Origin of the sequence: Streptomyces sp. NPDC032198, from assembly GCF_040636975.1 — a bacterium.
Lineage (GTDB): Bacteria > Actinomycetota > Actinomycetes > Streptomycetales > Streptomycetaceae > Streptomyces.
In genome coordinates, this window is the sequence record NZ_JBEZVL010000003.1 from 589,977 (window position 1) to 613,411 (window position 23,435).

Genomic DNA, 23,435 nt, shown 5'->3' on the forward strand with positions numbered 1-23,435 from the left:
CGGGAAGATGTCTGACCCACACGAGGAGAAGCGCGCCGGGGCGGGGGTCCCGGCGGACGCGGGGCTCCCGGCGGACCCCGCCTGGTGCGAGGGTGCCGACGCGGTGGGGCCGTCGGAGTCGGCCCTCCCCGACGAGCCGTTCGACGATCCGGCGCCGGAGCCGGGGCCGGTCCACACGGTGGCCGTGCTCGGCGCCCACCTGGGCGGCGGCATGCTGGCCGCCGTCCTGGCCCGCGCGGGCGTGGACGTCGTCCTGGTGGACGCGCCGCACGACGCGACCGCGCCCGCCGGCGAGAGCACGGTGCCGTACACGGCAGAGGTCTTCGAGCTGCTCGCCCGCCGCTTCGACGTCCCCGAGCTCTCCGCGCTCGGCCACTTCGGGGAGCTGCCGCCGGAGATCCGCAGGACGTCCGGCGTCAAGAAGAGCATCGGCTTCGTCTACGCACGTCCCGGCGAGCCGGTGCGTCCGCGCCAGAAGGTGCAGTTCAACGTGCCGAGCGAGCACGGCGAATCGCATCTGTACCGGCCCGACGTCGACGCCTGGGTGCACCAGCTCGCGGTGGCGTACGGCAGCAAGGTCCCGCCGAGCCGCGCGCCCCTGGCTGACGTACGGGGCGGCCCCGGCGACTTCACCGTCCAGCTCGCCGACGGACGCTCCGTACGGGCCGGGTTCGTGGTCGACATGTCCGGCCCGGACGCCCCGATGCTGCGCCGCCTGGGCACCGCCCTGCGGCCGCTGCGCCACTCGTCGCGGGTCCTGACGGCGCAACTGCGCGGCGTGCGCCCGCTGGAGCGGCGGGTGGACCCCGGCGACGGCGGTACCGCCTGGACCGGGGGCACCACGCAGGTGGTCTTTCCCGGCGGCTGGCTGCAGCTGATCCCCTTCGGCGAGGAGCGGGGCGGCGAGCAGGCGCTGACGAGCGTGTCGGTGAGCCTGGACGCCAAGCGGTGGCCGCAGCGTTCGGCGTCACCGGACGCGGACTTCAAGGATCTGATACGCCAGTTCCCGGACCTGGAATGGCAGTTCGCGGCGGCCACGCCGGTACGCCCCTGGTCCGGCGGCGAGCAGTGGCAGTACGGCGCGTCGGCCACGGCGGGCGAGGGGTTCGTCGTGCTCGACCGCTCGGCGGTCCGCTGCGACTTCACGCTGTCCCGCGACGTCACGCTCACCGCCGAGCTGGTGCATGAGGCGGCGGTGAGCATCCTCGGCGCGGCCGAGGCCGGGGACTGGTCGGTCGAGCGCTTCCGGGGTCTTGAGTCCTTCCAGGCGTCCTTGACCGAGCACAGCGACCGTCTGCTCCAGACGGCGCTCACCGCCACCACCGACTTCCGCCTGTGGAACGCCTTCTGCCGCGTCTGGCTACTGCATTCCATGTTCGCCGCGCTCTCCCTCAAGCGGGCCCGCAACGACGCGCTCGCCAGGCCCGGCGCCGCCGACCAGTGGGCAGAGCTGGAGGGCTACCGCGGCAACGGCATGTGGTACCCCGCCTACCCGGGCTTCGGGGTTCTGTTCGACGACACGTACCGGCTGCTGCGCCAGGTCGCCGACGAGCGCGTCACCGCGGGCGCCGCGGCCGAGCGGATTTTCGGCCAGATGCGGAGCGCGGCATTCATCCCGCCGCTCTTCGGCTTCGGCGACCCGTCCGACCGCTACTACAACTTCACTCCGCTCAAGCGGGTCAAGGTCCTGCTGTGGGCCAAGCGCAAGGCCCCGCACCTGGTACGCAGGGTGCTCACCAAGGGCGCCACGATCCAGCCGAGCGTCACCGAATAACAGTCGGCGGGCCGCCCCTTCGCGGGGCGGCCCGTTGGTGCGTTCAGGCCAACAACTCCCCCTGGAAGCCGACGCGTTCTGGACGCTCCCGCGGGGTACCGGGATGCTCTACACCAACCAGCGAGCCGTGCGTGAATGGGTGGTAACTTTGATCGCCGCGAGCCGTGGACACCTGACGGAGGGCCCCCTATGAACGCCGGTAACGGGATCCCTTACGCGGAGAAGGCCGAGCCGCGCCGGCGGAGCGCGACGCGCGGCGGGCACCCCCCGTCGGCCCGCAGCGGCCGGCGCCCTGGGGAGAACAGCACCAAGGACCAGATCCTCACCGCGGCACTCGACCTCTTCGCCGCCAAGGGCTACTCGGGCACCACGATCCGGGCGATCGCGGGCGAGGCCGGTGTCGATCCGGCCCTGGTGCACCACTTCTTCAGCACGAAGGAAGGCGTCTTCCACGCCGCGGTCAACTCCCGCCTGAGCGTGTCGTCGCTCTTCGACGCCCTGGCGGACGACGACTCGCGGCCCGCCCCCGAGGACCGCGCCGAGTGGGTCGCCCGTACGTTCCTGTCGTTCTGGGAGGACGAGTCGACGCGGCCCGCGATGGTCGCCATCTACCGCACGGGTCTGGCGGACGAGTCGACGTCGAGGACGTTCCGGGACCGCATCGAGTCCAGCATGGGGAACTTCGTGCTGCGGCTGGTGCCCGAAGTGACCGAGCGCACCGAGGTGTTCACCTCATTGATGTCCGCGCAGCTCGCGGGTCTCGCGATGCTGCGCTACGTCCTCAAGGTGGAGCCGCTGGCCTCGGTCGACTTCGAGGACCTGCTCACGTGGTTCGTGCCCGCGCTCAATGTGCACTTCGACAAGCTGGCGCAGGGCTAGGTCCGTCGGCGTTTCCCGCTCCCGCACGGCCGCCTCGGACCGCGCGAGGACGAGCACGCCCCATCCCGCCAGGTACGCGGCGGCGAGCGCGGCCAGGAGGCCGGCGGGGCCGGACACCCCGCGCTCCCCCAGGACGACGGTCCCGATGAGGGACGCGAAGACCGGGTTGACGAGCGTGACGGTGGCGAGCGGCGCGTCGAGGCTGTCCCTGAAAGCGAGTTGACTGAGCATCAGCCCTGCCGTCCCGAGTCCCGCGGTGACCGCGACGATGACCACGGCCACCCAGAGCGGCAGCGCGGCAGAGTCGGCGGTGTCGCCGCCGGACAGTTTCAGGACGGCCGTCTGTGCCAGCGCCGACGCGGTGGCGAAGGCGATCCCGGCGGCGGTCGCGTACCAGAGGCTCCGCCCGACCCGGCCGCGGCACAATGCCGCCGCCGTCATGGCGAGGCCGAGGGCCACCGCGGTCGCGGCGATGACGCCGAGCACCTCCGGCGTACGCAGCGTGCGGCTCGCGGCGGCGGACCCGGTGAGGGAGAGCAGCCCGGCGACTCCCGTCACCGTCAGCGCCGTACCGGCCCACTGGGCCGAGGTCATCCTCGTACGCGAGACGGCGGCGGACAGGAGGGGCGCCGCGACGAGCGTGAGGACGCCGAGGGTCTGGACGGTGATGAGCGGTCCGTGCCGCAGCGCCCCCACGTGGAGCGCCGCGCCGGACAGGTTGAACAGGACGGAGGCCCACCAGGCCCCCGTACGGAAGAGACCACCGGCCCCTCGCGCCGCCACCCGCCGCTGCACGACGGCAGCGGCGGCGTAGGCGAGGGCCGAGACGATGCCGAGCGACAGAACCGGCACGACGGTGTCCACCGCGGCTTCCTTTCGCAGACGGGGACCCGGCGGACCGGGGGCGCGGGGTCTCCCCCCGGCCCCCGATCCGGATCCGGTCCCTCAGGGTGGTGTCACGCGCCTCCGGGCACGTCCGTGACGTCCTCCGGGCGGATCCTCGGCAGGGCGAGGACGAGCAGGCAGGAGAGGCCGAAGCAGCCGATCTGCCAGTAGACGACCTGCTCGAAGCTCTCGCTGAAGTTGGTCCTGCGCGCCTCGGGCACCGCCTTCTCCAGGACCGCGGCCCGCACCTTGTCCTTGACCTCCTGCGGGGCCGGGTTGTTCGCCATCTCCTTCTCGATGGCCGCGCAGCTCTCCGGTGTCTCGGTGAGGTCCTTCTGGTTCATGCGGTCGTGGAAGCAGGTCTGGAATCCGGCGACCGCCTTGTCCTGCTGGCCGTCGACGACACCCGCCGCCGTGAGGTCGCTGCGCAGCGCGGACACGGCCGCCTGGCTGGAGTCGTCGGCGTTCGTGCCGAGGAATCCGTAGAAGAGGATGCCCGCGACCGCGATGCCGATCGCGATGCCGACCTGCTGCACGGTGGCGAGCATGCCGGACGCCGAGCCCGCCTCGCGGGAGCGGATGCCGGCCAGGATGATGCCGGTGCACGGGGCGAGGAAGAAGCCGCCGCCGAGGCCGGCCACCATCAGCGAGGGGATCAGCTGGTAGCCGTGCAGGTCCGATCCGGCCCAGTGGACGGTCGCGATCACCCCGGTCATGCCGACGAGCAGCAGACCGGTGCCGAGCGCGAGCGTCTTGGTGCCGAGCTTCTTGACCACGGCCGTGGAGCGCGCCGAACCGGCCGCGATGAGAACGGCGAAGCCGAGGCTCACCAGACCCGCCGAGATCGGTGTGTAGGCGAACCCGACCTGCAGGCTCATGAAGAACGTCATGAAGAAGGACGGGATGCCCGCGAAGAACACGACGCTGATCAGCAGCCCGACCGAGAACGACCGTTCCTTGAACAGTCTCATCGGCACCAGCGGCGACTTGTCGGGGTTGTTCGACAGCTTGGCCTCGTAGAGCGCGAATCCGATCAGGATCAGCGGGCTGAGGCCGAGCAGTGCGAGGCTCCAGGCCGGCCAGTCGTGCTCGCGGCCGATGACCAGCGGCAGGATGAGGCTGAAGAGTCCCGCGGAGAGGATCGTCGCGCCCACGACGTCGAGGCGCTGGGCGCCGTCGGCCTTGGACTCGGGGATCTTGGCGAGGCCGAGTGCGAGTGCCACCAGGCCGACGGGCAGGTTGACGTAGAAGATCGCACGCCAGTCGGTGCCCAGGACGTCCAGATCGATCAGCCAGCCGCCGAGCACGGGCCCGAGCACGGTGCCGAGGCCGATCGAAGCCCCGTACATGGCGAGGGCCTTGGGGCGCTCACGCGTCGAGAAGGTGACCTGGATGATCGAGAGGACCTGAGGGAACATCAGGCCCGAGCACAGGCCCTGCAGTACCCGGGATCCGATCAGGAACGTCGACGTGGGGGCCGCGCCGCACAGTGCCGATGCGGCGGTGAAGCCCAGCATGCCGATGAGGAAGATCTTCCGGCGGCCGTAGATGTCGCCGAGCCTGCCACCGGTCACCAGCGCACAGGCGAAGGCCAACGAGTAGACGGCGACGACCAGTTGGATCTCGGCGAAGGTGGCGCCCAGGTCGCTCTGCAGCGACGGCAGGGCGACCATCGTGATGGTGGTGTCCAGCATCTGCATAAAGATCGCGGAGAGCGTGACCGCGAGGACCACCCAGCGCGCGGAGTGTCCGGCGGACCCTGACCCGGACGAAGTACCCGGCGGATTCCCCGCCTTCACATCGGTACTCATTGCTTCCATGTTCCCTCCTCGGGCCCACTGACTGCGGCCTGCTGGATTATTCACTGTCCAATGAAGTCTACGAGCATTGAATTTCCTCACGCAACCCTGAAGGCCTGCTTCCGGACATCCGGGCTCCGCTCAACTCGATGCCGCGTGGGGAGGTTTGAGGCGCAGTTACGTTGCCGGGTCGAGACGTTGGCTTGATTCCACCGGCGCCGAGAGACCCCGGACCGAGACATGCCAAAGGGGGCCTTTGCGTTTATGAACGCAAAGACCTCACGAAACGGGCCGCCCTACGCTCGCTGCGGTCCCTTGCGCCTGCCGGACCGGATCAACGCCCGGCCTCGAGATAGCCGGCGACGACCGGCATGAGTGCGCGGACGAGTTCGTCGGAGCCGCCCTCCTTCGCCAACTCGGCCGGAAGCAGCTCAAGATGACGTGCCATCACGACGCCGACGAACAGGCTGCTGATCAGCGCGAGCCGCATCTCGCCGTCCTCGTCGTCGGCGACCCCCTCGGGCACGAGCGACTGCCGCAGCCGCGACTCGGCGGCGGACAGATCGAGCGCGGACCGCAGGACGCCGAGGATGCGCGTGCGCTGCACCTGGTCGTCCCAGTCGGCCACCGCGTTGCGGAGCAGCCACTCCGCGGCGTCCGGATCGCGCCGCCCGACGGCTTCGCGAAGCACCTCGGCCGGCCGGACCGTCTCCGCCACCACGGCGGTGAACAGGGCCTCCTTGGAGGGGAAATAGTGCCCGACCAGGGCGGGATCGCAGCCCGCGTTCGCGGCTATGGAGCGCACGGAGGCCCTGCGGAATCCCTGTTCGGCGAAGAGGTCCGCGGCCGACCGCATGATGGCCTCCCGCGTGCTCGGCACACCCTTCTCGTCCCCCACTGCGCCAGCCCCTCTCGATCACGAGCCCGCACGGAATCAATTCAACTGCCGATGAAGTCTACATAGAGTGAGTTCATCGGTCCAGCCATCGCCCCGCGCCGCCACCTCGTCGGCGACCGCCCGCGGATCCGGTGCCGGTCCAATGCCGCTCGAACGACGGCCGACCGGCGCCCGAACGGCGGTACGTTGCCGGTCGGCCGGTGACCCAGGATGAATTCAACGCCTATTGAAATATCCTGACGGCGCTTCTACGCTCGGGCCGGGTGGCGGTTCGGACAGCCGTCCGACCGTCCAACCACCCCTAGCGAGAGAGGACTTGTGCCGGTGACGAAGCAGACAGAGCGGCTCGATCGAGTCATCATCCGGTTCTCGGGTGACTCCGGCGACGGCATGCAGCTCACCGGGGATCTGTTCACCTCGGAGACGGCATCCTTCGGCAACGACCTGTCCACCCTGCCGAACTTCCCCGCCGAGATCCGCGCCCCCGCGGGAACGCTGCTCGGAGTCTCCAGCTTCCAACTGCACTTCGCCGACCACGACATCCTCACGCCGGGCGACGCGCCGGACGTGCTCGTCGCGATGAACCCGGCGGCGCTGAAGGCCAATCTCGGTGACGTGCCGCGGGGCGCGGAGATCATCGTGAACACGGACGAGTTCACGCCGCGAGCGCTCCAGAAGGTGGGGTACGCCTCAAGTCCGCTGGAGGGCAACGCCCTTGACGCGTACCGGGTGCATCCGGTGCCGTTGACGACGCTGACAGTCGAGGCGCTCAAGGAGTTCGACCTCTCGCGCAAGGACGCCGACCGGTGCAAGAACATGTTCGCGCTCGGCCTGCTGTCATGGATGTATCACCGCCCGACCGAGGGCACCGAGAAGTTCCTGCGGACGAAGTTCGCCAAGAAGCCGCAGATCGCCGAGGGGAACGTCGCTGCCTTCAGGGCGGGTTGGAACTTCGGCGAGACGACGGAGGACTTCGCCGTCTCGTACGAGGTCGCTCCGGCGGCCGAAGCCTTCCCGGCCGGCACGTACCGCAACATCTCCGGGAACCTCGCCCTCTCCTACGGCCTGGTCGCCGCGAGCCGCCAGACGGGACTGCCCCTGTTCCTTGGCTCGTATCCGATCACTCCGGCCTCCGACATCCTGCACGAGCTGTCCAGGCACAAGAACTTCGGCGTACGCACCTTCCAGGCCGAGGACGAGATCGCCGCGATCGGCGCCGCGCTGGGGGCCGCGTTCGGCGGCTCGCTGGCCGTCACCTCCAACTCCGGCCCCGGTGTGGCGCTGAAGTCGGAGACCATCGGGCTCGCGGTGTCGCTGGAACTGCCGCTGCTGATCGTGGACATCCAGCGCGGCGGCCCTTCCACCGGTCTGCCGACCAAGACCGAGCAGGCGGATCTGCTCCAGGCGATGTACGGGCGCAACGGCGAGGCACCGGTGCCGATCGTGGCACCCAAGACCCCGGCGGACTGCTTCGACGCGGCGCTGGAGGCGGCCCGCATCGCGGTCACCTACCGCACACCGGTGTTCCTGCTGTCCGACGGCTATCTGGCCAACGGCTCCGAGCCGTGGCGCATCCCGCAGGCCGATGAACTGCCCGAGATGCTGGTGCAGTTCCCGCAAGGACCCAACCACGTCCTGGACGACGGCACCGAGGTCTTCTGGCCGTACAAGCGCGACCCGCAGACCCTGGCCCGTCCGTGGGCGATCCCGGGCACGCCCGGCCTGGAGCACCGCATCGGCGGCATCGAGAAGCAGGACGGCACCGGCAACATCTCCTACGATCCCGCCAACCACGACTTCATGGTCCGCACCCGCCAGGCCAAGATCGACGGCATCCAGGTCCCTGACCTCGAAGTCGACGACGCGACCGGCGACGCCAAGTTGCTCGTCCTGGGCTGGGGTTCGACCTACGGCCCCATCACCGCGGCAGTACGCCGCCTGCGCCGCGAGGGCCTGTCCATCGCCCAGGCCCATCTGCGCCACCTCAATCCCTTTCCCCACAACCTGGGCGAGGTCCTTGAGCGTTACGACAAGGTCGTGATCCCGGAGATGAACCTGGGCCAGCTCGCCCTGTTGATCCGCGGGACCTACCTGGTGGACGCCGTATCGCACACGCAGGTCAACGGGATGCCGTTCAAGGCCGAGCAACTCGCCACCGTCCTGAAGGAGGCCCTCCATGCCCGCTGAGGCACTCACCCTCGTCCCCAAGGCCGAGGCCAAGCAGTCCATGAAGGACTTCAAGTCCGACCAGGAGGTGCGCTGGTGCCCCGGCTGCGGTGACTACGCCGTCCTGGCCGCCGTGCAGGGCTTCATGCCCGAACTCGGCCTGGCCAAGGAGAACATCGTCTTCGTCTCCGGCATCGGCTGCTCCTCCCGCTTCCCGTACTACATGAACACCTACGGGATGCACTCCATCCACGGCCGCGCCCCCGCCATCGCCACCGGACTCGCCTCCTCACGCCGCGACCTGAGCGTCTGGGTGGTCACCGGCGACGGCGACGCACTGTCCATCGGCGGCAACCACCTCATCCACGCCCTGCGCCGCAACGTCAACCTGAAGATCCTGCTCTTCAACAACCGCATCTACGGCCTTACCAAGGGCCAGTACTCCCCGACCTCCGAAGTCGGCAAGATCACCAAATCCACGCCGATGGGCTCCCTCGACGCACCCTTCAACCCGGTGTCCCTCGCGATCGGCGCGGAGGCCAGCTTCGTGGCCCGCACCGTGGATTCGGACCGCAAGCACCTCACCTCGGTACTGCGCGAGGCCGCCGAGCACCCCGGCACCGCCCTGGTGGAGATCTACCAGAACTGCAACATCTTCAACGACGGCGCCTTCGAAGTCCTCAAGGACAAGCAGCAGGCCGAGGAAGCCGTCATCCGCCTGGAACACGGACAGCCCATCCGCTTCGGCCCACCCCTGGAAAACGGTCTGGGCTCCAAGGGCGTCGTGCGCGATGCGGCCACCGGGGATCTCAAAGTCGTCCCGGTCACTTCCGAGACCGAGTCTCAGATCCTGGTCCACGACGCGCACTCCACCTCGCCCACGCTCGCGTTCGCACTGTCCCGCCTCGCCGATCCGGACACCCTGCACCACACCCCCATCGGCGTCTTCCGCAACGTCGAACGCCCCGTCTACGACACCCTGATGTCCGACCAGCTCGACACCGCCATCGAGCAGAACGGCAAGGGCGACCTCACCACCCTCCTCACCGGCAATGACACCTGGACCGTGGAGCGATCCTCATGACGTACGTCATCGCCCAGCCCTGCGTCGACCTCAAGGACAAGGCCTGCATCGACGAATGCCCCGTCGACTGCATCTATGAGGGCGCGCGGAAGATGTACATCCAGCCCGACGAATGCGTCGACTGCGGTGCCTGCGAACCCGTCTGCCCGGTCGAAGCCATCTTCTTCGAGGACGACACTCCTGACGAGTGGCAGGACTACCGCAAGACGGACCTGGAGTTCTTCGCCGAGCTCGGCTCGCCGGGCGGTGCTTCCCGGCTCGGGCCCCTCGACACGGATCACCCCGTGGTCACCGCGCTGCCCGCCCCGCTCCTCTGAGGTCAGCCCGCCCGCCCCACCACCAGCCACTTCGACGGCAGTTCGATCCGGGTGCCGTCCGGGGTGAACTCGGTGGTGGTCAGCGGCAGTTCACCCTCGGCGAGCACCGAGAGGCCCGCCGCCGTGACGTACTCCGGCACCGCGGCGTCCGCGACCTCGCCCGGCGTGAGGCCGTGCGAGAAGACCGGCGCCAGCTTCGGCGGCGGGCCCTCCGGGCTCGTGGCGAGGCCTCTGAGGACCGCCCCCGCGGTCTCGGCGAGCTCGACGACGAACGCCCTGCCGCGCTCGCCGAGCAGCGTCGCGATGCCGTCGACGAGTGGCTGACGGTCATCGGGATCGCACTGGTGGAGCACTCCGCGCATATAGACGTTCACGTCGCCGAGCTCCGCGTGCAGCTGCTCGGCCTCGGACTTCTCCGCCGCGTCGACCTGGCGGAACTCCACCTGCCCCGCCGGGTCGGCGTTCCGTGCGTGCCGCAGGGCGGCGGCCGACAGATCGACGCCCAGGACGCGCGGGTAGCGGTCGGCGAGGAAGCGGCTCTGGGTGCCGTTGCCGCAGCCGAGGTCCACGACGGGCAGGCCCGCGGCCGTCATGTGCGGCTCGAAGAGGGCGAGGTGGATGCCGACGGTGAGCACGGGTTCGGCGTCCCAGAAGACGGCGCCCTCCTCGTCGGGGGCATCCCGCCAGAACCCCTCCCACGCCTCCTTGTACCGACTCGTGACACTCATGGACAGCTCCCCAGGGTCGTGACGACGACCGTCGAAGCCGTCGGCAAGATCGGTCTATCGCGCCCGGGGTGCGCGGACAAGTCACCGGCGCAATCATTCGCCGCGCCTTCACGCGTTCCCTGCCGATCGCACGCCCCCGAGAGACGCCCGGGGTTCTCACCTACTAGGCGGCACCAGCTCGAACCACACGGTCTTGCCGGAGGCCGTACGGCTGGTCCCCCACTCCTTGGCGAGCACGCTGACGATCCGCAGTCCGCGCCCGAACTCGTCGCCGGGGCCCGCGTTCAGGAGCGTGGGCAGGGTGTGGTCGTCGTCCTCGACCTCGCAGATCAGGGTGGCTCCTGAGCGGACGAGGCGGAGGTCGACGCGGCCGCCGCGCGAGTGCCGCACGGCGTTCGTGACCAGCTCGCTGACCAGGAGCTCGGCGGTCTCGGACAGGGCGTCGCGGGACCAGGTGCGCAGCTGGTCGCGGACCAGTTCGCGCGCCCTGCTCACCTCGCTCGGGTCCAGTGCGAGCCGCCAGTGCGCGACGTCCTCGTCCGCGACGCCGTTCAGGCGGGCCATCAGGAGTGCCACATCGTCCTTGCGTCCGCCGCGGGTGTTGAGGGCGCGGATGATGGTGTCACAGGCGTCGTCCATGGAGGCGGCCGGGTGGGCCGCGGACTCGGTGAGCGTGGCGAGTCCGACGCCGATGTCCTCGCCGCGGACCTCGACGAGGCCGTCGGTGCACATCAGCAGCCGGTCGCCGGGCGCCACCCGGACGGTGACCGCCTCGAAGGGCACGCCTCCGACGCCGATGGGTGCCCCGGTCGGCAGGTCGAGGAGTTCGCTGCGGCCGTCGTCGGCGCGGACGAGGACGGGCGGGATGTGTCCCGCGTTGGCGAGGTGCAGCTCGCTCGCGATGGGGTCGTAGACCGCGTACAGACACGTCGCGAGGTAGTGCTCGCCGAGCCGCTGTGCCAGGTCGTCGAGGTTGCGCAGGAGCTGGGCGGGCGGCAGGTCGAGGGCGGCCATGGTCTGCACGGCGGTGCGCATCTGCCCCATCATCGCGGCCGAGTTGAGGCCGTGGCCCATCACGTCGCCGACGACGAGCGCGGTGCGCGATCCGGGCAGTTTCACGGAGTCGAACCAGTCGCCGCCGACCCGGCCGAGGAGGGTGCCCGGCAGATAGCGGGTGGCGATGTCACAGCCCGTCATGCGCGGCTCGATGTGCGGCAGCATGCTGTCCTGGAGGGTGTCGGCGACGCTCTCCTGGTAGGTGTACATGCGGGCGTTGTCGAGCACGAGGCCCGCGCGGGCGGCGAGTTCGGCGCCGGTGACGCGGTCCATGTCGTTGAAGACGGGCCGCTCCTGGTGGCGCAGCAGGATCATGAATCCGAGCACCACATTGCGGGCCTTCAGCGGTACGACGAGCATCGAGCGGTGGTTGATGAGCGGGCGGATGTCGCGCTTCTCGAACTGCGAGGCGATCGCGTTGCCCATCTCCTCGGTGATGCGCGGCACGAGGACCGGATCGCCGGAGGTCATGCACTGGAAGAACGGTGTGTGCGACGGGAACGGCATCGATTCGCCGACGGGTACGACGTCGTCCCAGCGGCCCGGCTCGTCCGTGTGCTCAAGGGCGACCCTGTGCCACATCGTGGTCTCGTCCGGCGGCCCTTCCGGGAAGCCCTCGCCCGCGACGACCTGCTCGCGCAGGTACGTGCCCGCGACGTCCGTGAACCGCGGCACGACGGCCCGGCTGACCTCGATGATGGTCTGCGAGAGGTCGAGCGAGGAACCGATGCGCCCGCTGACCTCGTTCAGGAACTCCAGGTGCTCGCGCACCGCCGCGTACTCCAGGTCCTCGACCTCGTCGGGTGCGGCGGGTCCCGGCGCGACGCCGTGGGCGGCCTCCTGCTGGGCGCGCAGCCTGCGCGCCTTGCGCTCGGCGCGCCGCGGTACGCCCCAGTCCGGTGTGACGGGCACCCGGTCGTGCTTGCTGAACTCCAGGACGGGATAGCCCAGTTCGAGGATCTGCGCCACGATGCGGGAGCTCTCGCCCACGCTCATGCTGGGCAGGATCTCGGGCAGCCGTTCGGCCAGCTCGTCCGCTCCGGGGAAGTCCGTGTGCAGGGCGAAGCCCGGTGCTATCCGCTCGACCTGTCCCGGCTCGCGGTCGTCCTCGTCGGCCAGCCGGTCGGCGTCCGCCGCGAGCACGAGCAGCCGCTCGGGCCCAGGGCCGACGAGGGGGTACGCCCACCACAGGACGTCGACCCGGTGCTGTTCGCCGCCGGGCACGGACAGCCGCGCGCGCCCGGCCGCCGGGTACGAGATGTGTCCGTCGAGGGAGGTCTCCAGGTCGGGCCCCAGGCCGTCGTACTCGCCGTAGTTCGCGTGTCCCCCGGGGATCGCGCCCGCCACCGGAAGCAGGTCGCCCGCCGGACTTCCGACGGCCGTCTCCTTCGCGTACCCGAACAGCTTCCGTGCGCCGGTGCTCCAGTGCGAGACGAGGCCCGCGCCGTCGACGACGACCACGGCGAGCGGGATCCGGCCGGCCACGGCGAACTGCCCCACCGGCCCGCCCGGGGTGCCGTATTCCATGGCCAACGCTCCTTCCGGCGGCACCGCGAAGACCTGCGCCGCCCCAACCACCGTACGACCGACCCAGGTTGCCGTGGGGCTCAATAGGGGAATTGGGCCGCGCGGGGGCGCCTCCGGCGGGTGTTTTCCGCCGGAGGCGCCAGAAGGAGCCGGCGTCCAGCAGCGTCAGTCTGCGTTAGTCAGCGTCAGTCTGCGTGGCCCAGTTGCAGATCCCGCTCCGTGCGCCCGCCGCCCGCGACCTGGAGCACGGTCGCCACCGGCGGGTAGCCCGCGGCGATGACCGTGTACTCGCCGGACGACAGGTCGATGAACCGGAAGGTGCCGTCCTCCCTCGTCGTGAGGGTGTCCACGACGTTGCCCGCCGCGTCGAGCAGCGTCACGCGGGCGTCCTCCACGGGCCGCCCGCCGGTGGCCCGCACGGTCCCGCGCAGGACGGCGCCGCCCGCGAGCTCGACGTCCTGCCGGGTCTCGCGGGAGGCCTGCACGGAGACGGGCAGGGCCGCGGGCCGGAAGGCGGGCGCGCTGGCGGCCAGGGTGTACTCGCCCGCCACCAACTCGGTGATCACATAGCCGCCTTCGCGCCCGCTGCGGGTGGTGGCGACGACCTCCCCGCGGACATCGGTGAGGGTGACCGCGGCGTCCCTGACCGGCGTCCCGTCGGCGGTGACCACGCTGCCGGCCAGGCGTCCCGCGCCGCCGAGCACCACGTCCAGCTCCACGGGGCGCTCGCCGACCGTGACGGTGACCGCCTGCGGCTGATGGCCCCCGGCGGCCGCGATCAGAACGAACGATCCCGAGCCCGGCGTGGAGAGCGCGTACCGCCCGTCGTCCCCGCTCGCACCGCGGCCGATCTGCCGGCCCCCGACGTCGATGAGGGTCAGGGCGGCGCGGGGCACCACGGTGCCGTCCGGGTGCTGCACGGTGCCGCAGACGGGGACCCCGGCGGCGTACGAGGTGCGGGCCTGGGGGATGTTCGTGGGCTCGGCCGTGGGGGCGTCCTGGGACGCTGCGCTGGACAACAGGGGTGTCTCCTTGAGGAAGAAGGTGATCAGCATGCCGAGGACGAGCACCGGCACCAGGTAGAGGAAGATGCGGGGCATCGCGTCGGCGTACGCCTGGATGTAGCCCTCGCGCAGCGGGGCGGGCATCGCGTGGACGAGCTGCGGGGTGATGGCCTCGGGGTCCGGGAGACCGGCCCCGGCCGGGATGCGGTCGGCGAGCGAGTCCGCGAGCCGGTCGGCGAAGAGCGTGCCGAAGATCGCGGCGCCGACGCTGCCGCCGATCTGCCGGAAGTAGTTGTTGGCGCTGGTGGCGGTGCCGAGGTCGGAGGGGCGTACCGCGTTCTGCACGGCGAGGATGAGCACCGGCATGACGAGTCCGACGCCCGCGCCGAGCACGGCCATCCAGATGCTGTAGTGCAGCCGGGGTGTGTCGGCCTCGAGCCGGGAGAGCAGCCACATGCCGATGACGGACAGGATGCCGCCGATGACCGGATAGATCTTGTAGCGCCCGGTGTGGCTGATGAGCTGTCCGGAGAGGACCGAGGCGCCGACGACGCCGCCCATCATCGGCAGCATGAGCAGGCCCGACTCGGTGGCGCTCGCGCCGTCCACCATCTGCAGGAAGGTCGGCAGATAGCTGGCCGCCCCGAAGAGGGCGACGCCGACGACCATGCCCACCACGCCGGTGATGTTGAAGACCGAGTCGCGGAACAGCCGCAGCGGGATGATCGGTTCTGCGGCGAAGTGTTCGGCGACAACGAAGAGCGCGGCCGAGGCGACGGCTCCGGCCGCGAGCCCCAGGATGACGCGCGATCCCCACGCGTACTCGGTGCCGCCCCAACTGGTCACGAGCACCAGGCAGGTGGAGGCCGAGGCGAGCAACAGCGCGCCGAGGACGTCGAGTCGGGCCCTCACCGCGCGCTTGGGCAGCTTGAGCCCGAAGCTGACGACGAGGAGGGTGACGAGCCCGAAGGGCACGTTGAAGTAGAAGCACCAGCGCCAGGTGACGTGGTCGGTGAAGAACCCGCCGAGCAGCGGTCCCGCGACCGACGCGAGGCCGAAGGAGGCACCGATCAGGCCCATGTAGCGGCCGCGTTCCCGGGGCGGGACGATGTCCGCGATGATCGCCTGTACGCCGATCATGAGGCCGCCCGCGCCGATGCCCTGGATGGCGCGGAAGGCGATGAGCTGGTCCATCGTGCGCGACCAGCCGGCCAGTGCGGAGCCGATGACGAAGATGACGATGGCGAACTGGAAGACGCCTTTGCGCCCGAAGAGGTCCCCGAGCTTGCCGTAGATGGGCAGCCCGATCGTGGACGTGAGCAGATAGGCGGTGATCGCCCAGGACATCCGGTCCAGGCCGTGCAGTTCACCGACGATCTTCGGGAGCGCGGTGGCGACGATCATCTGCTCGAGCGCGGCGAGCAGCAGGGCGAGCATGAGCCCGACGAAGACCATGCGGACGCGCCCGGGGCTGAGCCCGGCCGTCGCCGACACGTGCTCCTGGGGTGGCGGCGCCTCTTCGATGCCCGGCGGCACCGTGGCCACCGCCGCCCCCTCGGCGTCCTCCTGCTCGGCGCCCTGCACCAGCGTCGTGCCACCCACGTCCTGCTCCCCTCGTCAGCGCCTGCGCCGCATTTCTCGCATTACGCGACAACTGCGAGCAAGCGCGACGAGTCGCCCCTGCGTGGGGTCCGGCACACGTATGCGCCGGTGGGAGCCCTACGCCGTACAATTGGCCCGAACAGAAAACCACTCGAAACGGTGAGCGTGACAACAACCCTTATGGGTTACCGCAGTTGAGGACCTACTTCTCGACCTCGGCGGCGAGCTTGCCGAGCACCGCGTCGTAGATCCGCCCGAGTCCCTTGGGCGCGAAGGTCTTCTCGAAGAAGCCGCCGATGCCGCCCGCGCCGTTCCACACGGTGGAGACGACCACGCGCGCCTTGCCCTCCCCCGCCGGGGTCACGGTCCAGGTGGTGACCATGGAGGAGTTGCGGTCCTTCTCGACGAGCTCGCCGTCGGTCGGCTCGCTGACCTCCAGGAGGCAGTCCCGGATGCGCTTGCTGGTGGCCTGCAGCTTCCAGTGGACGAGCGTCCCGTCACCGTCGCCGCCCTCACGCACCTCGAACTCACTGAAGTGCTCGGACAGGATCTTCGGACGCGTGCCTTCGTAGTCGGCGAGCGCGTCGAAGACGTCCTCCGGCTGCGCCGCGATGATCCGCTCCGTGGTCGCCTCGACCTGCGCCATGGCACTTCCTCCAGCACTCGGTTGTTCAGGGTGATCCCCGGAAGCCAACCACCCTGCGCACCGGGCTCCCAAATCGGGGTCCCCTCGGGGCCCCCGAGGTATCCCCTCGCACGATCAAGGGAACATGTGTTCTATTCTGTGGTCAGTGCTACCGAGGAGGCGTCATGCGCTGGGAGAACCTCGCCGACGGGCCGTCACGGGGTGTCGCGGATGCCGCGCTGTTCGGCGCGGACGCGGTCACCACCAGGACCTTCGACACCCCGGAGTTCCGTGGGATCACCTTCCACGAGATCCGGGCCAGGACGATCGTGAACCGGGTGCCCGGTGCGTCCCGCATGCCGTTCGAGTGGACGGTCAATCCGTACCGGGGGTGCACGCACGCGTGCGTCTACTGTTTCGCGCGCAAGACGCACAGCTATCTGGACCTGGACACGGGGCTCGGCTTCGACAGCCAGATCGTGGTCAAGGTCAACGCCCCCGACCTGCTGCGCCGCCAGCTCGCCTCACCCCGCTGGCACGGCGAGCACATCGCGATGGGCACGAACGTCGACTGCTACCAGCGGGCCGAGGGGCGTTACGGCCTCATGCCGGGGATCATCGCCGCCCTGCGCGACCACGCGAACCCCTTCTCCATCCTCACGAAGGGCACGCTGATCCTGCGGGACCTCGACCTGCTGCGGCAGGCCGCCGCCGTCACCGACGTGGGGATCTCCGTGTCGGTCGGCTTCGTCGACCAGGAGCTGTGGCGCACGGTCGAGCCGGGCACGCCAGCTCCGGAGCGGCGGCTCGACGTCGTTCGCACACTGACCGGTCACGGCATCGGGTGCGGGGTGCTCATGGCGCCCGTGATCCCCTTCATCGGGGACCGGGCCGAGCAACTGCGGGCGACCGTACGGGCCATCGCCGCCTCGGGGGCGACATCCGTGACGCCGCTCGTGCTGCATCTGCGGCCGGGGGCGCGCGAGTGGTTCATGGCCTGGCTGGAGCAGCACCATCCGTATCTCGTGCGGCGCTACGAACGGCTGTACGCGGAAGGCGCCTACGCACCCAAGTGGTACCAGCGCCGGATCACCCGCCAAGTGCACGAGCTGGCCGAGGAGTTCGGCATCGGCCCCGCACGCGCGGACGCCACCCGACGCATCCGCGCACCTCGAGAAACCAGCGCCGAGACCGCCCCCGCCCCGCCCGGCGGCACCCAGCTCACCCTGCTGTGAACCCACCGTCCAGGATGGACCCCATGAGCCGACTGACCCACATCAACGCCCCCGACGGCGTCTTCCCCGCCACCGCGTACACGCATGTCGTCATGGGCACCGGCCGCTTCGTGGCGATCTCCGGGCAGCTCCCCCTGGACGAGGACGGTGAGCTGGTCGGCGAGGGGGACGCGGCCGCCCAGGCGCGGCAGGTCTTCGACAATCTGCGGCGCTGCCTGCTGGCCGCGGGCGGCGGCTTCGACGACATAGTGAAGCTGACGTACTACGTCACAGACATGGCGTACATGCCCGCGATCCGGGCGGCACGGGACGTGCACATGGACCCGGAGCGGCTCCCGGCGTCCTCCGCCGTGCAGGTCGCCGCTCTCGTCTCGCCGCGGTTCATGATGGAGATCGAGGCGTACGCCGTCCTGTGACCACGGCGGACACCGGCAGGCCGGGGAGCTAGCCCGGCAGTCGGGCGAGGGCCGCGGCGGCCGCCGCCGCGAGCCGCGGATAGCCCATGGCCCGCGTCAGGACGGGCCGGGCCCGTGGGTCCCCCAGCGCCCCCAGGCCCTCCACGCAGGCCAGCGCGATCTTCCCGTACGGATCGTGCGGGGCGAGCCTGCGCCCCAGCGTGGTGATGAGGGCGGGCGCCGATTCGGGCGCGCGCAGCTCGGTGAGCAGACGCACGGGGTACAGGGCGTAGGCGACCCGCAGCTCATTGGTGGCCAGGGCGGCTGCCGCACGCGCCGTACGCGGATCACGCAACCTGGCCAGGGCGTACGCGGCGGCCGCGCAGCGCGAGGGATCCCGGTGGTTCAGGAGCAGCACCAGGGACTCGAAGGCCCGGTTGTCCCCGGCGGCGCCGAGGCGGACCGCCGCCAGCTCCCGTGCCCACAGTGGCTGACCCGCCGCGGCGAGCACCTCCGCCAGTTCCTCCACATCGCCGGTCGCGACCAGCCTCTCGTAACTCTCCGAGACTCCCGCCTCGCGGCGTAAGCGTTCCGTCACCGTGCGCAACTCCACGTCCATGACGGGGAGCCTATCCGCGATGTAGATCACAAACCCTGGGGACTGGCGCGCTCGTTACTCGCCGGTTAATCTCATGTGAGCGGGGCACACTCCCTGCCAGCAGTTCCCCAACCTCGCAGCGGCCTGGTGACGCAGCCGGTGCGAATGCTTGTCGGTTCGGTGCTTCAGCACCTCAGCTCCATCCAGTACGACGCGGCTCCGGGACAGAGCCGGTCGACTCCTCACGGGCGTGCGCGCTTCGCCGCCCGGTCACGACACGCAGCAGCTCACCTTCCGTACGCCGCGCCTCAGTTGCCGCGCACCGCGTGCGCCCCTCAGTCGTCACTCACTTCCTGGAGTCCACGCATGGACACTCCCTTGAACACCGTCGCCGTGATCGGTCTCGGCACGATGGGCACCGGCATCGCCGAGGTCCTGGCCCGCGCGGGACGCGAGGTCATCGGCATCGACATCAGCGAGAGCGCGGGTGCCCAGGCCGTCGCCGCCATCGAGTCGTCCACCGCGCGGGCCGTGCGGCGTGAGCAGCTCACCGAGGACGAGCGGCGGGACGCGCTCGCCCGCGTCCGCACCTTCACCGACCTGCAGGCCGCGGCCGACGCCGACCTGGTGATCGAGGTCGCCCCGGAGTCGTACGAGATCAAGCAGCAGATCATCCGTGAGCTCGACGGTGTCGTGCGCCCCGGGACGATCATCGCGACCGGCACGAACGCGCTGTCCGTGACCCGCCTGGCCGCCGAATCGCAGCGCCCCGAGCGGGTGCTCGGCCTGCACTTCTTCAACCCGGCACCGGCGATGAAGCTGGTCGAGGTGGTGTCGTCCGTGCTGACCGCGCCCGCGGCCGTCGCCTCCGTCACCGACCTGGCGTACGCGCTGGGCAAGGAGCCCGTCGCGGTCGGCGACCGGCCCGGCTTCGTCGCCGACGGCCTGCTCTTCGGCTACCTCAACCAGGCCGCAGCGATGTACGAGGCCAAGTACGCGTCCCGTGAGGACATCGACGCCGCGATGCGGCTTGGCTGCGGACTGCCGATGGGCCCCCTCGCCCTGCTCGACCTGATCGGCGTCGACACCGCCCGCACGGTCCTGGACGCGATGTACTCCGAGTCCCACGACCGGCTGCACGCGCCCGCCCCCATCCTCAAGCAGCTCAGCGAGGCGGGCCTGACCGGCCGCAAGTCGGGGCGTGGATTCTACTCATACGACAAGGCCGCAGCGCCCGGCAGTTCGGTCGTCGTGCGGGACGCGCTGACCCCGCCGGAGGACGGGCGCCAGGGCGGCGGGCGCACCATCCGCTCGGTCGGTGTCGCCGGTTCGGGGACCATGGCGTCCGGCATCGCCGAGGTCTTCGCCAAGGCCGGTTACGACGTGGTGCTCGCCGCGCGCAGCGAGGAGAAGGCGGAGAAGGCCAAGTCCCGTATCGCCAAGTCGCTTTCGCGCTCCGTCGACAAGGGGCGGATGACAGCGGAGACCGCGGCCAAGACGCTGGACCGGATCGTCCCGGCCGGGACGTACGACGCGTTCGCCGACGTCGACCTGGCCCTGGAGGCGGTCGCCGAGGACCTGGAGATCAAGCAGCAGCTGTTCGCGGCGTTCGACAAGGTCTGCAAGCCGGGCGCGATCCTGGCCACCACCACCTCGTCCCTGCCCGTGGTCGCCTGTGCCCGCGCCACCTCGCGTCCCGGCGACGTGATCGGGATGCACTTCTTCAACCCGGCCCCGGCGATGAAGCTGGTCGAGGTGGTCCGCACGGTCCTCACGGACGACGACGTGCACGCGACGGTCCGGCAGGTCTGCGCGACCATCAAGAAGCACCCGGTGGACTGCGGCGACCGGGCCGGCTTCATCGTGAACGCGCTGCTGTTCCCCTACCTCAACAACGCGATCAAGATGGTCCAGGAGCACTACGCGACGCTCGACGACATCGACGCCGCGATGAAGCTCGGCGGCGGCTACCCCATGGGCCCCTTCGAGCTCCTGGACGTCGTCGGCCTGGACGTCTCGCTCGCCATCGAGAAGGTCCTGCACCGCGAGTTCCGCGACCCGGGCCTCGCCCCCGCTCCCCTGCTCGAACACCTGGTGGCCGCGGGCTGCCTCGGCCGCAAGACCGGCCGCGGCTTCCGCGAATATGCCCGACGGTAGGCCGGAAGCGGACGGGGGCGCGCCTGACGGCAGACCGCGCACGGACTGGGGCGGGCTGCTCGAACCCCCGGGCGGCCCCGTCCCGCAGGAGCACTCGGCTGCGCATATGCAGTACGTTCGGGTCATGCCCAAGGCCGCCAAGTCCTCACGTACGCCCACTACGCCCGACGCTCCGGAGAGCGCGGCCGGCAGCCGCGCCGCCGCCCAACGCCTCAAGATGCGCCGGGAGCTGGCGGCCGCCGCGATGGAGCTCTTCGCGTCCAAGGGGTACGAGGCGACGACGGTCGACGAGATCGCCGCACAGGCCGGGGTCGCCCGCCGGACCTTCTTCCGGCACTTCCGCTCCAAGGAAGAGGCGATCTTCCCGGACCACGACGACACGTTGATCCGGGCCGAGGCGGTCCTGAACGCGGCGCCGCCGCACGAGCACCCGCTCGACACGGTGTGCCGGGGCATCAAGGAAGTCATGAAGATGTACGCGGCCTCGCCCGCCGTGTCCGTCGAGCGGTACCGCCTGACCCGCGAGGTGCCCACGCTGCGCGAGCGCGAGATCGCCTCGGTGGCCCGCTACGAACGGCTCTTCACGCGCTACCTCCTGGGCCACTTCGACGAGCAGGCCCACCACGACGGCAACGACGACCCGCTCCTCGCGGAGGTCGCGGCGTCGGCGGTCGTGACGGCACACAACCACGTGCTGCGGCGCTGGCTCCGCGCGGGCGGCCAGGGCGACGTGGAGACCCAGCTGGACCACGCCTTCGCCATCGTCCGCAGGACCTTCGGTTCGGGCATCGGGGCGGGGCGTGACACCACCACCGCTCCGGCGGCCTCGGTGAGCACCGGGGGCGATGTCCTGGTCACCGTGGCCCGGACGGACGCACCGCTCGACGAGATCATGCGGACGATCGAGAAGGCGCTGCGGGAGCGGGATTCCCAGTGAATTCCTAGATCGAGATCCGGTTTTCCGCCCTTTTGTCCTGGGCTTTTGAAGGGGCGCTACCCACCGGTAGCGCCCCTTCCGTCATGCCGCCACACCCTCTGACCTGCACTGATCGATCATCTATCAAAAATTGATGGCACTCAGTGTCTTGCTCGCTGGCACGCGGTGTCATACGTTGATGTTGTCCGGGCGGCCGGCGTGCAGAGAACTTCCGTACGCCGGCTGTCCCCACAAGCCACGGCTCGTGCGCCCGGACGCCTGCGTCACAGGCAACCTCCCGCGCCACACCAAGCGCTGCCGAGCAACACCTTCGCCGAACCGACGGCAACCCCTCACAAGCACCAGCAGCACCCGACGTAACCCTCAAGAGCGTGTTCCCCTCAAAGGGGGCACGAACTTCGCCGGAGGCATCACCGTGAAGGAAATCCTGGACGCGATCCAGTCGCCGGACTCCACGTCCGCCGACTTCGCCGCTCTTCCGCTCCCCGACTCGTACCGTGCGATCACCGTGCACAAGGACGAGGCGGAGATGTTCGCCGGGCTCGAGACCCGCGACAAGGACCCCCGCAAGTCGATCCACCTGGACGACGTGCCGGTCCCCGAACTCGGCCCGGGCGAGGCCCTGGTGGCCGTCATGGCCTCCTCGGTCAACTACAACTCCGTGTGGACCTCGATCTTCGAGCCCGTCTCCACGTTCAGCTTCCTGGAGCGCTACGGCCGTCTGAGCGAGCTCACCAAGCGCCACGACCTGCCGTACCACGTGATCGGTTCCGACCTGGCGGGTGTCGTGCTGCGCACGGGTCCCGGTGTGAATGCCTGGAATCCGGGCGACGAGGTCGTCGCGCACTGTCTGAGCGTCGAGCTGGAGTCGAGCGACGGCCACAACGACACGATGCTCGACCCCGAGCAGCGCATCTGGGGCTTCGAGACGAACTTCGGCGGCCTCGCCGAGATCGCCCTGGTCAAGTCCAACCAGCTCATGCCCAAGCCGGACCACCTGAGCTGGGAGGAGGCCGCGTCCCCCGGCCTGGTGAACTCCACCGCCTACCGCCAGCTCGTCTCGCGCAACGGCGCCGGCATGAAGCAGGGCGACAACGTCCTGATCTGGGGCGCGAGCGGCGGGCTCGGCTCCTACGCCACCCAGTTCGCCCTGGCCGGCGGCGCCAACCCCATCTGTGTCGTCTCCAGCGAGCAGAAGGCGGACATCTGCCGCGCGATGGGCGCCGACGCGATCATCGACCGCAACGCCGAGGGCTACAAGTTCTGGAAGGACGAGCACACCCAGGACCCCAAGGAGTGGAAGCGCTTCGGCAAGCGCATCCGCGAGCTGACCGGCGGCGAGGACGTGGACATCGTCTTCGAGCACCCGGGCCGCGAGACCTTCGGCGCGAGCGTCTACGTCACGCGCAAGGGCGGCACGATCGTCACCTGCGCCTCGACCTCGGGCTACAACCACGAGTACGACAACCGCTACCTGTGGATGTCCCTGAAGAAGATCGTGGGCTCGCACTTCGCGAACTACCGCGAGGCCTGGGAAGCCAACCGCCTCATCTCCAAGGGCAAGATCCACCCCACCCTCTCCCGCGTCTACTCCCTCGAGGACACCGGGCAGGCCGCCTACGACGTGCACCGCAACCTCCACCAGGGCAAGGTCGGCGTCCTCGCCCTCGCGCCCCAGGAGGGCCTCGGCGTGCGCGACCCGGAGATGCGGGCCAAGCACATCGACGCGATCAACCGCTTCCGGAACGTCTGAGGGCTGAGGGTTCGCA

General features: G+C 70.1%; 17 protein-coding genes. 10 read left to right on the forward strand and 7 right to left on the reverse strand.

Annotation, left to right across the window (positions count from 1 at the left end; all coding sequences use genetic code 11):
• The first annotated feature begins 7 nt into the window (after nucleotides 1-7).
• Both AB0E78_RS10600 and AB0E78_RS10605 read left to right on the forward strand, forming a co-directional pair.
• Complete coding sequence (locus tag AB0E78_RS10600; RefSeq protein ID WP_361830323.1) at nucleotides 8-1,774, forward strand: hypothetical protein; 1,767 nt, start codon at nucleotides 8-10, stop codon at nucleotides 1,772-1,774.
• Between the two features lie 189 nt (nucleotides 1,775-1,963).
• Nucleotides 1,964-2,653 carry a TetR family transcriptional regulator gene (locus tag AB0E78_RS10605; RefSeq protein ID WP_361830325.1) on the forward strand — a complete coding sequence of 230 codons (690 nt, stop codon included), beginning with the start codon at nucleotides 1,964-1,966 and terminating at the stop codon, nucleotides 2,651-2,653.
• Between the two features lie 956 nt (nucleotides 2,654-3,609).
• On the opposite strand, the gene AB0E78_RS10610 is transcribed toward AB0E78_RS10605, so the two are convergent.
• Together AB0E78_RS10610 and AB0E78_RS10615 are read right to left on the reverse strand one after the other, a co-directional pair.
• Nucleotides 3,610-5,358, reverse strand: coding sequence for an MFS transporter (locus AB0E78_RS10610; protein ID WP_361830327.1), 1,749 nt, complete (start codon nucleotides 5,356-5,358; stop codon nucleotides 3,610-3,612).
• Between the two features lie 313 nt (nucleotides 5,359-5,671).
• Nucleotides 5,672-6,235 carry a TetR/AcrR family transcriptional regulator gene (locus AB0E78_RS10615; protein WP_361830329.1) on the reverse strand — a complete coding sequence of 188 codons (564 nt, stop codon included), beginning with the start codon at nucleotides 6,233-6,235 and terminating at the stop codon, nucleotides 5,672-5,674.
• 318 nt (nucleotides 6,236-6,553) lie between these two features.
• Between AB0E78_RS10615 and AB0E78_RS10620 the strand changes: the two genes are divergently transcribed.
• Genes AB0E78_RS10620 through fdxA form a run of 3 tightly spaced genes read left to right on the forward strand, consistent with a single transcriptional unit; the run spans nucleotide 6,554 to nucleotide 9,802 of the window.
• The gene (locus AB0E78_RS10620) at nucleotides 6,554-8,422 is read left to right on the forward strand and encodes a 2-oxoacid:acceptor oxidoreductase subunit alpha (RefSeq protein WP_361830331.1); all 1,869 of its coding nucleotides are present in this window, start codon (nucleotides 6,554-6,556) and stop codon (nucleotides 8,420-8,422) included.
• On the forward strand, nucleotides 8,412-9,485 hold the full coding sequence (locus AB0E78_RS10625; RefSeq protein WP_361830333.1) for a 2-oxoacid:ferredoxin oxidoreductase subunit beta: 1,074 nt from the start codon (nucleotides 8,412-8,414) through the stop codon (nucleotides 9,483-9,485). The genes AB0E78_RS10620 and AB0E78_RS10625 overlap by 11 nt, the downstream gene beginning before the upstream one ends.
• Nucleotides 9,482-9,802, forward strand: a complete 321-nt coding sequence (gene fdxA / locus AB0E78_RS10630) for a ferredoxin (protein ID WP_361830335.1) — start codon at nucleotides 9,482-9,484, stop codon at nucleotides 9,800-9,802. Before AB0E78_RS10625 ends, fdxA begins: the two co-directional genes overlap by 4 nt.
• A 2-nt stretch (nucleotides 9,803-9,804) precedes the next feature.
• Here the strand turns inward: fdxA and AB0E78_RS10635 are convergent, their stop codons facing one another.
• From AB0E78_RS10635 to AB0E78_RS10650, 4 genes are all read right to left on the reverse strand, one after another.
• Complete coding sequence (locus AB0E78_RS10635) at nucleotides 9,805-10,530, reverse strand: class I SAM-dependent methyltransferase (protein WP_361830337.1); 726 nt, start codon at nucleotides 10,528-10,530, stop codon at nucleotides 9,805-9,807.
• Nucleotides 10,531-10,686: 156 nt separating this feature from the next.
• The gene (locus tag AB0E78_RS10640) at nucleotides 10,687-13,113 is read right to left on the reverse strand and encodes a SpoIIE family protein phosphatase (RefSeq protein ID WP_361830339.1); all 2,427 of its coding nucleotides are present in this window, start codon (nucleotides 13,111-13,113) and stop codon (nucleotides 10,687-10,689) included.
• A 185-nt stretch (nucleotides 13,114-13,298) separates the two neighbouring features.
• A complete protein-coding gene (locus tag AB0E78_RS10645) occupies nucleotides 13,299-15,641 on the reverse strand; it encodes an MFS transporter (protein ID WP_361830472.1) in 2,343 nt (780 codons plus the stop codon).
• 280 nt (nucleotides 15,642-15,921) lie between these two features.
• Nucleotides 15,922-16,365: an SRPBCC family protein gene (locus tag AB0E78_RS10650; RefSeq protein WP_361830341.1), complete on the reverse strand. Its 444-nt coding sequence runs from the start codon at nucleotides 16,363-16,365 to the stop codon at nucleotides 15,922-15,924.
• 164 nt (nucleotides 16,366-16,529) lie between these two features.
• Between AB0E78_RS10650 and AB0E78_RS10655 the strand changes: the two genes are divergently transcribed.
• Both AB0E78_RS10655 and AB0E78_RS10660 read left to right on the forward strand, forming a co-directional pair.
• On the forward strand, nucleotides 16,530-17,579 hold the full coding sequence (locus AB0E78_RS10655) for an Rv2578c family radical SAM protein (RefSeq protein WP_361830343.1): 1,050 nt from the start codon (nucleotides 16,530-16,532) through the stop codon (nucleotides 17,577-17,579).
• A gap of 23 nt (nucleotides 17,580-17,602) precedes the next feature.
• A complete protein-coding gene (locus tag AB0E78_RS10660) occupies nucleotides 17,603-17,995 on the forward strand; it encodes a RidA family protein (RefSeq protein WP_361830345.1) in 393 nt (130 codons plus the stop codon).
• 28 nt (nucleotides 17,996-18,023) lie between these two features.
• On the opposite strand, the gene AB0E78_RS10665 is transcribed toward AB0E78_RS10660, so the two are convergent.
• On the reverse strand, nucleotides 18,024-18,593 hold the full coding sequence (locus AB0E78_RS10665) for an adenylosuccinate lyase (protein WP_361830347.1): 570 nt from the start codon (nucleotides 18,591-18,593) through the stop codon (nucleotides 18,024-18,026).
• Between the two features lie 345 nt (nucleotides 18,594-18,938).
• On the opposite strand from AB0E78_RS10665, the gene AB0E78_RS10670 reads away from it, so the two are divergent.
• From AB0E78_RS10670 to ccrA, 3 genes are all read left to right on the forward strand, one after another.
• Entirely contained in the window at nucleotides 18,939-20,729 is a 1,791-nt protein-coding gene (locus tag AB0E78_RS10670; RefSeq protein ID WP_361830348.1) for a 3-hydroxyacyl-CoA dehydrogenase family protein, read from the forward strand.
• A gap of 124 nt (nucleotides 20,730-20,853) precedes the next feature.
• Complete coding sequence (locus tag AB0E78_RS10675) at nucleotides 20,854-21,666, forward strand: TetR family transcriptional regulator (RefSeq protein WP_361830350.1); 813 nt, start codon at nucleotides 20,854-20,856, stop codon at nucleotides 21,664-21,666.
• 415 nt (nucleotides 21,667-22,081) lie between these two features.
• Complete coding sequence (gene ccrA, locus AB0E78_RS10680; protein ID WP_361830352.1) at nucleotides 22,082-23,419, forward strand: crotonyl-CoA carboxylase/reductase; 1,338 nt, start codon at nucleotides 22,082-22,084, stop codon at nucleotides 23,417-23,419.
• The last annotated feature ends 16 nt before the right edge of the window (nucleotides 23,420-23,435 follow it).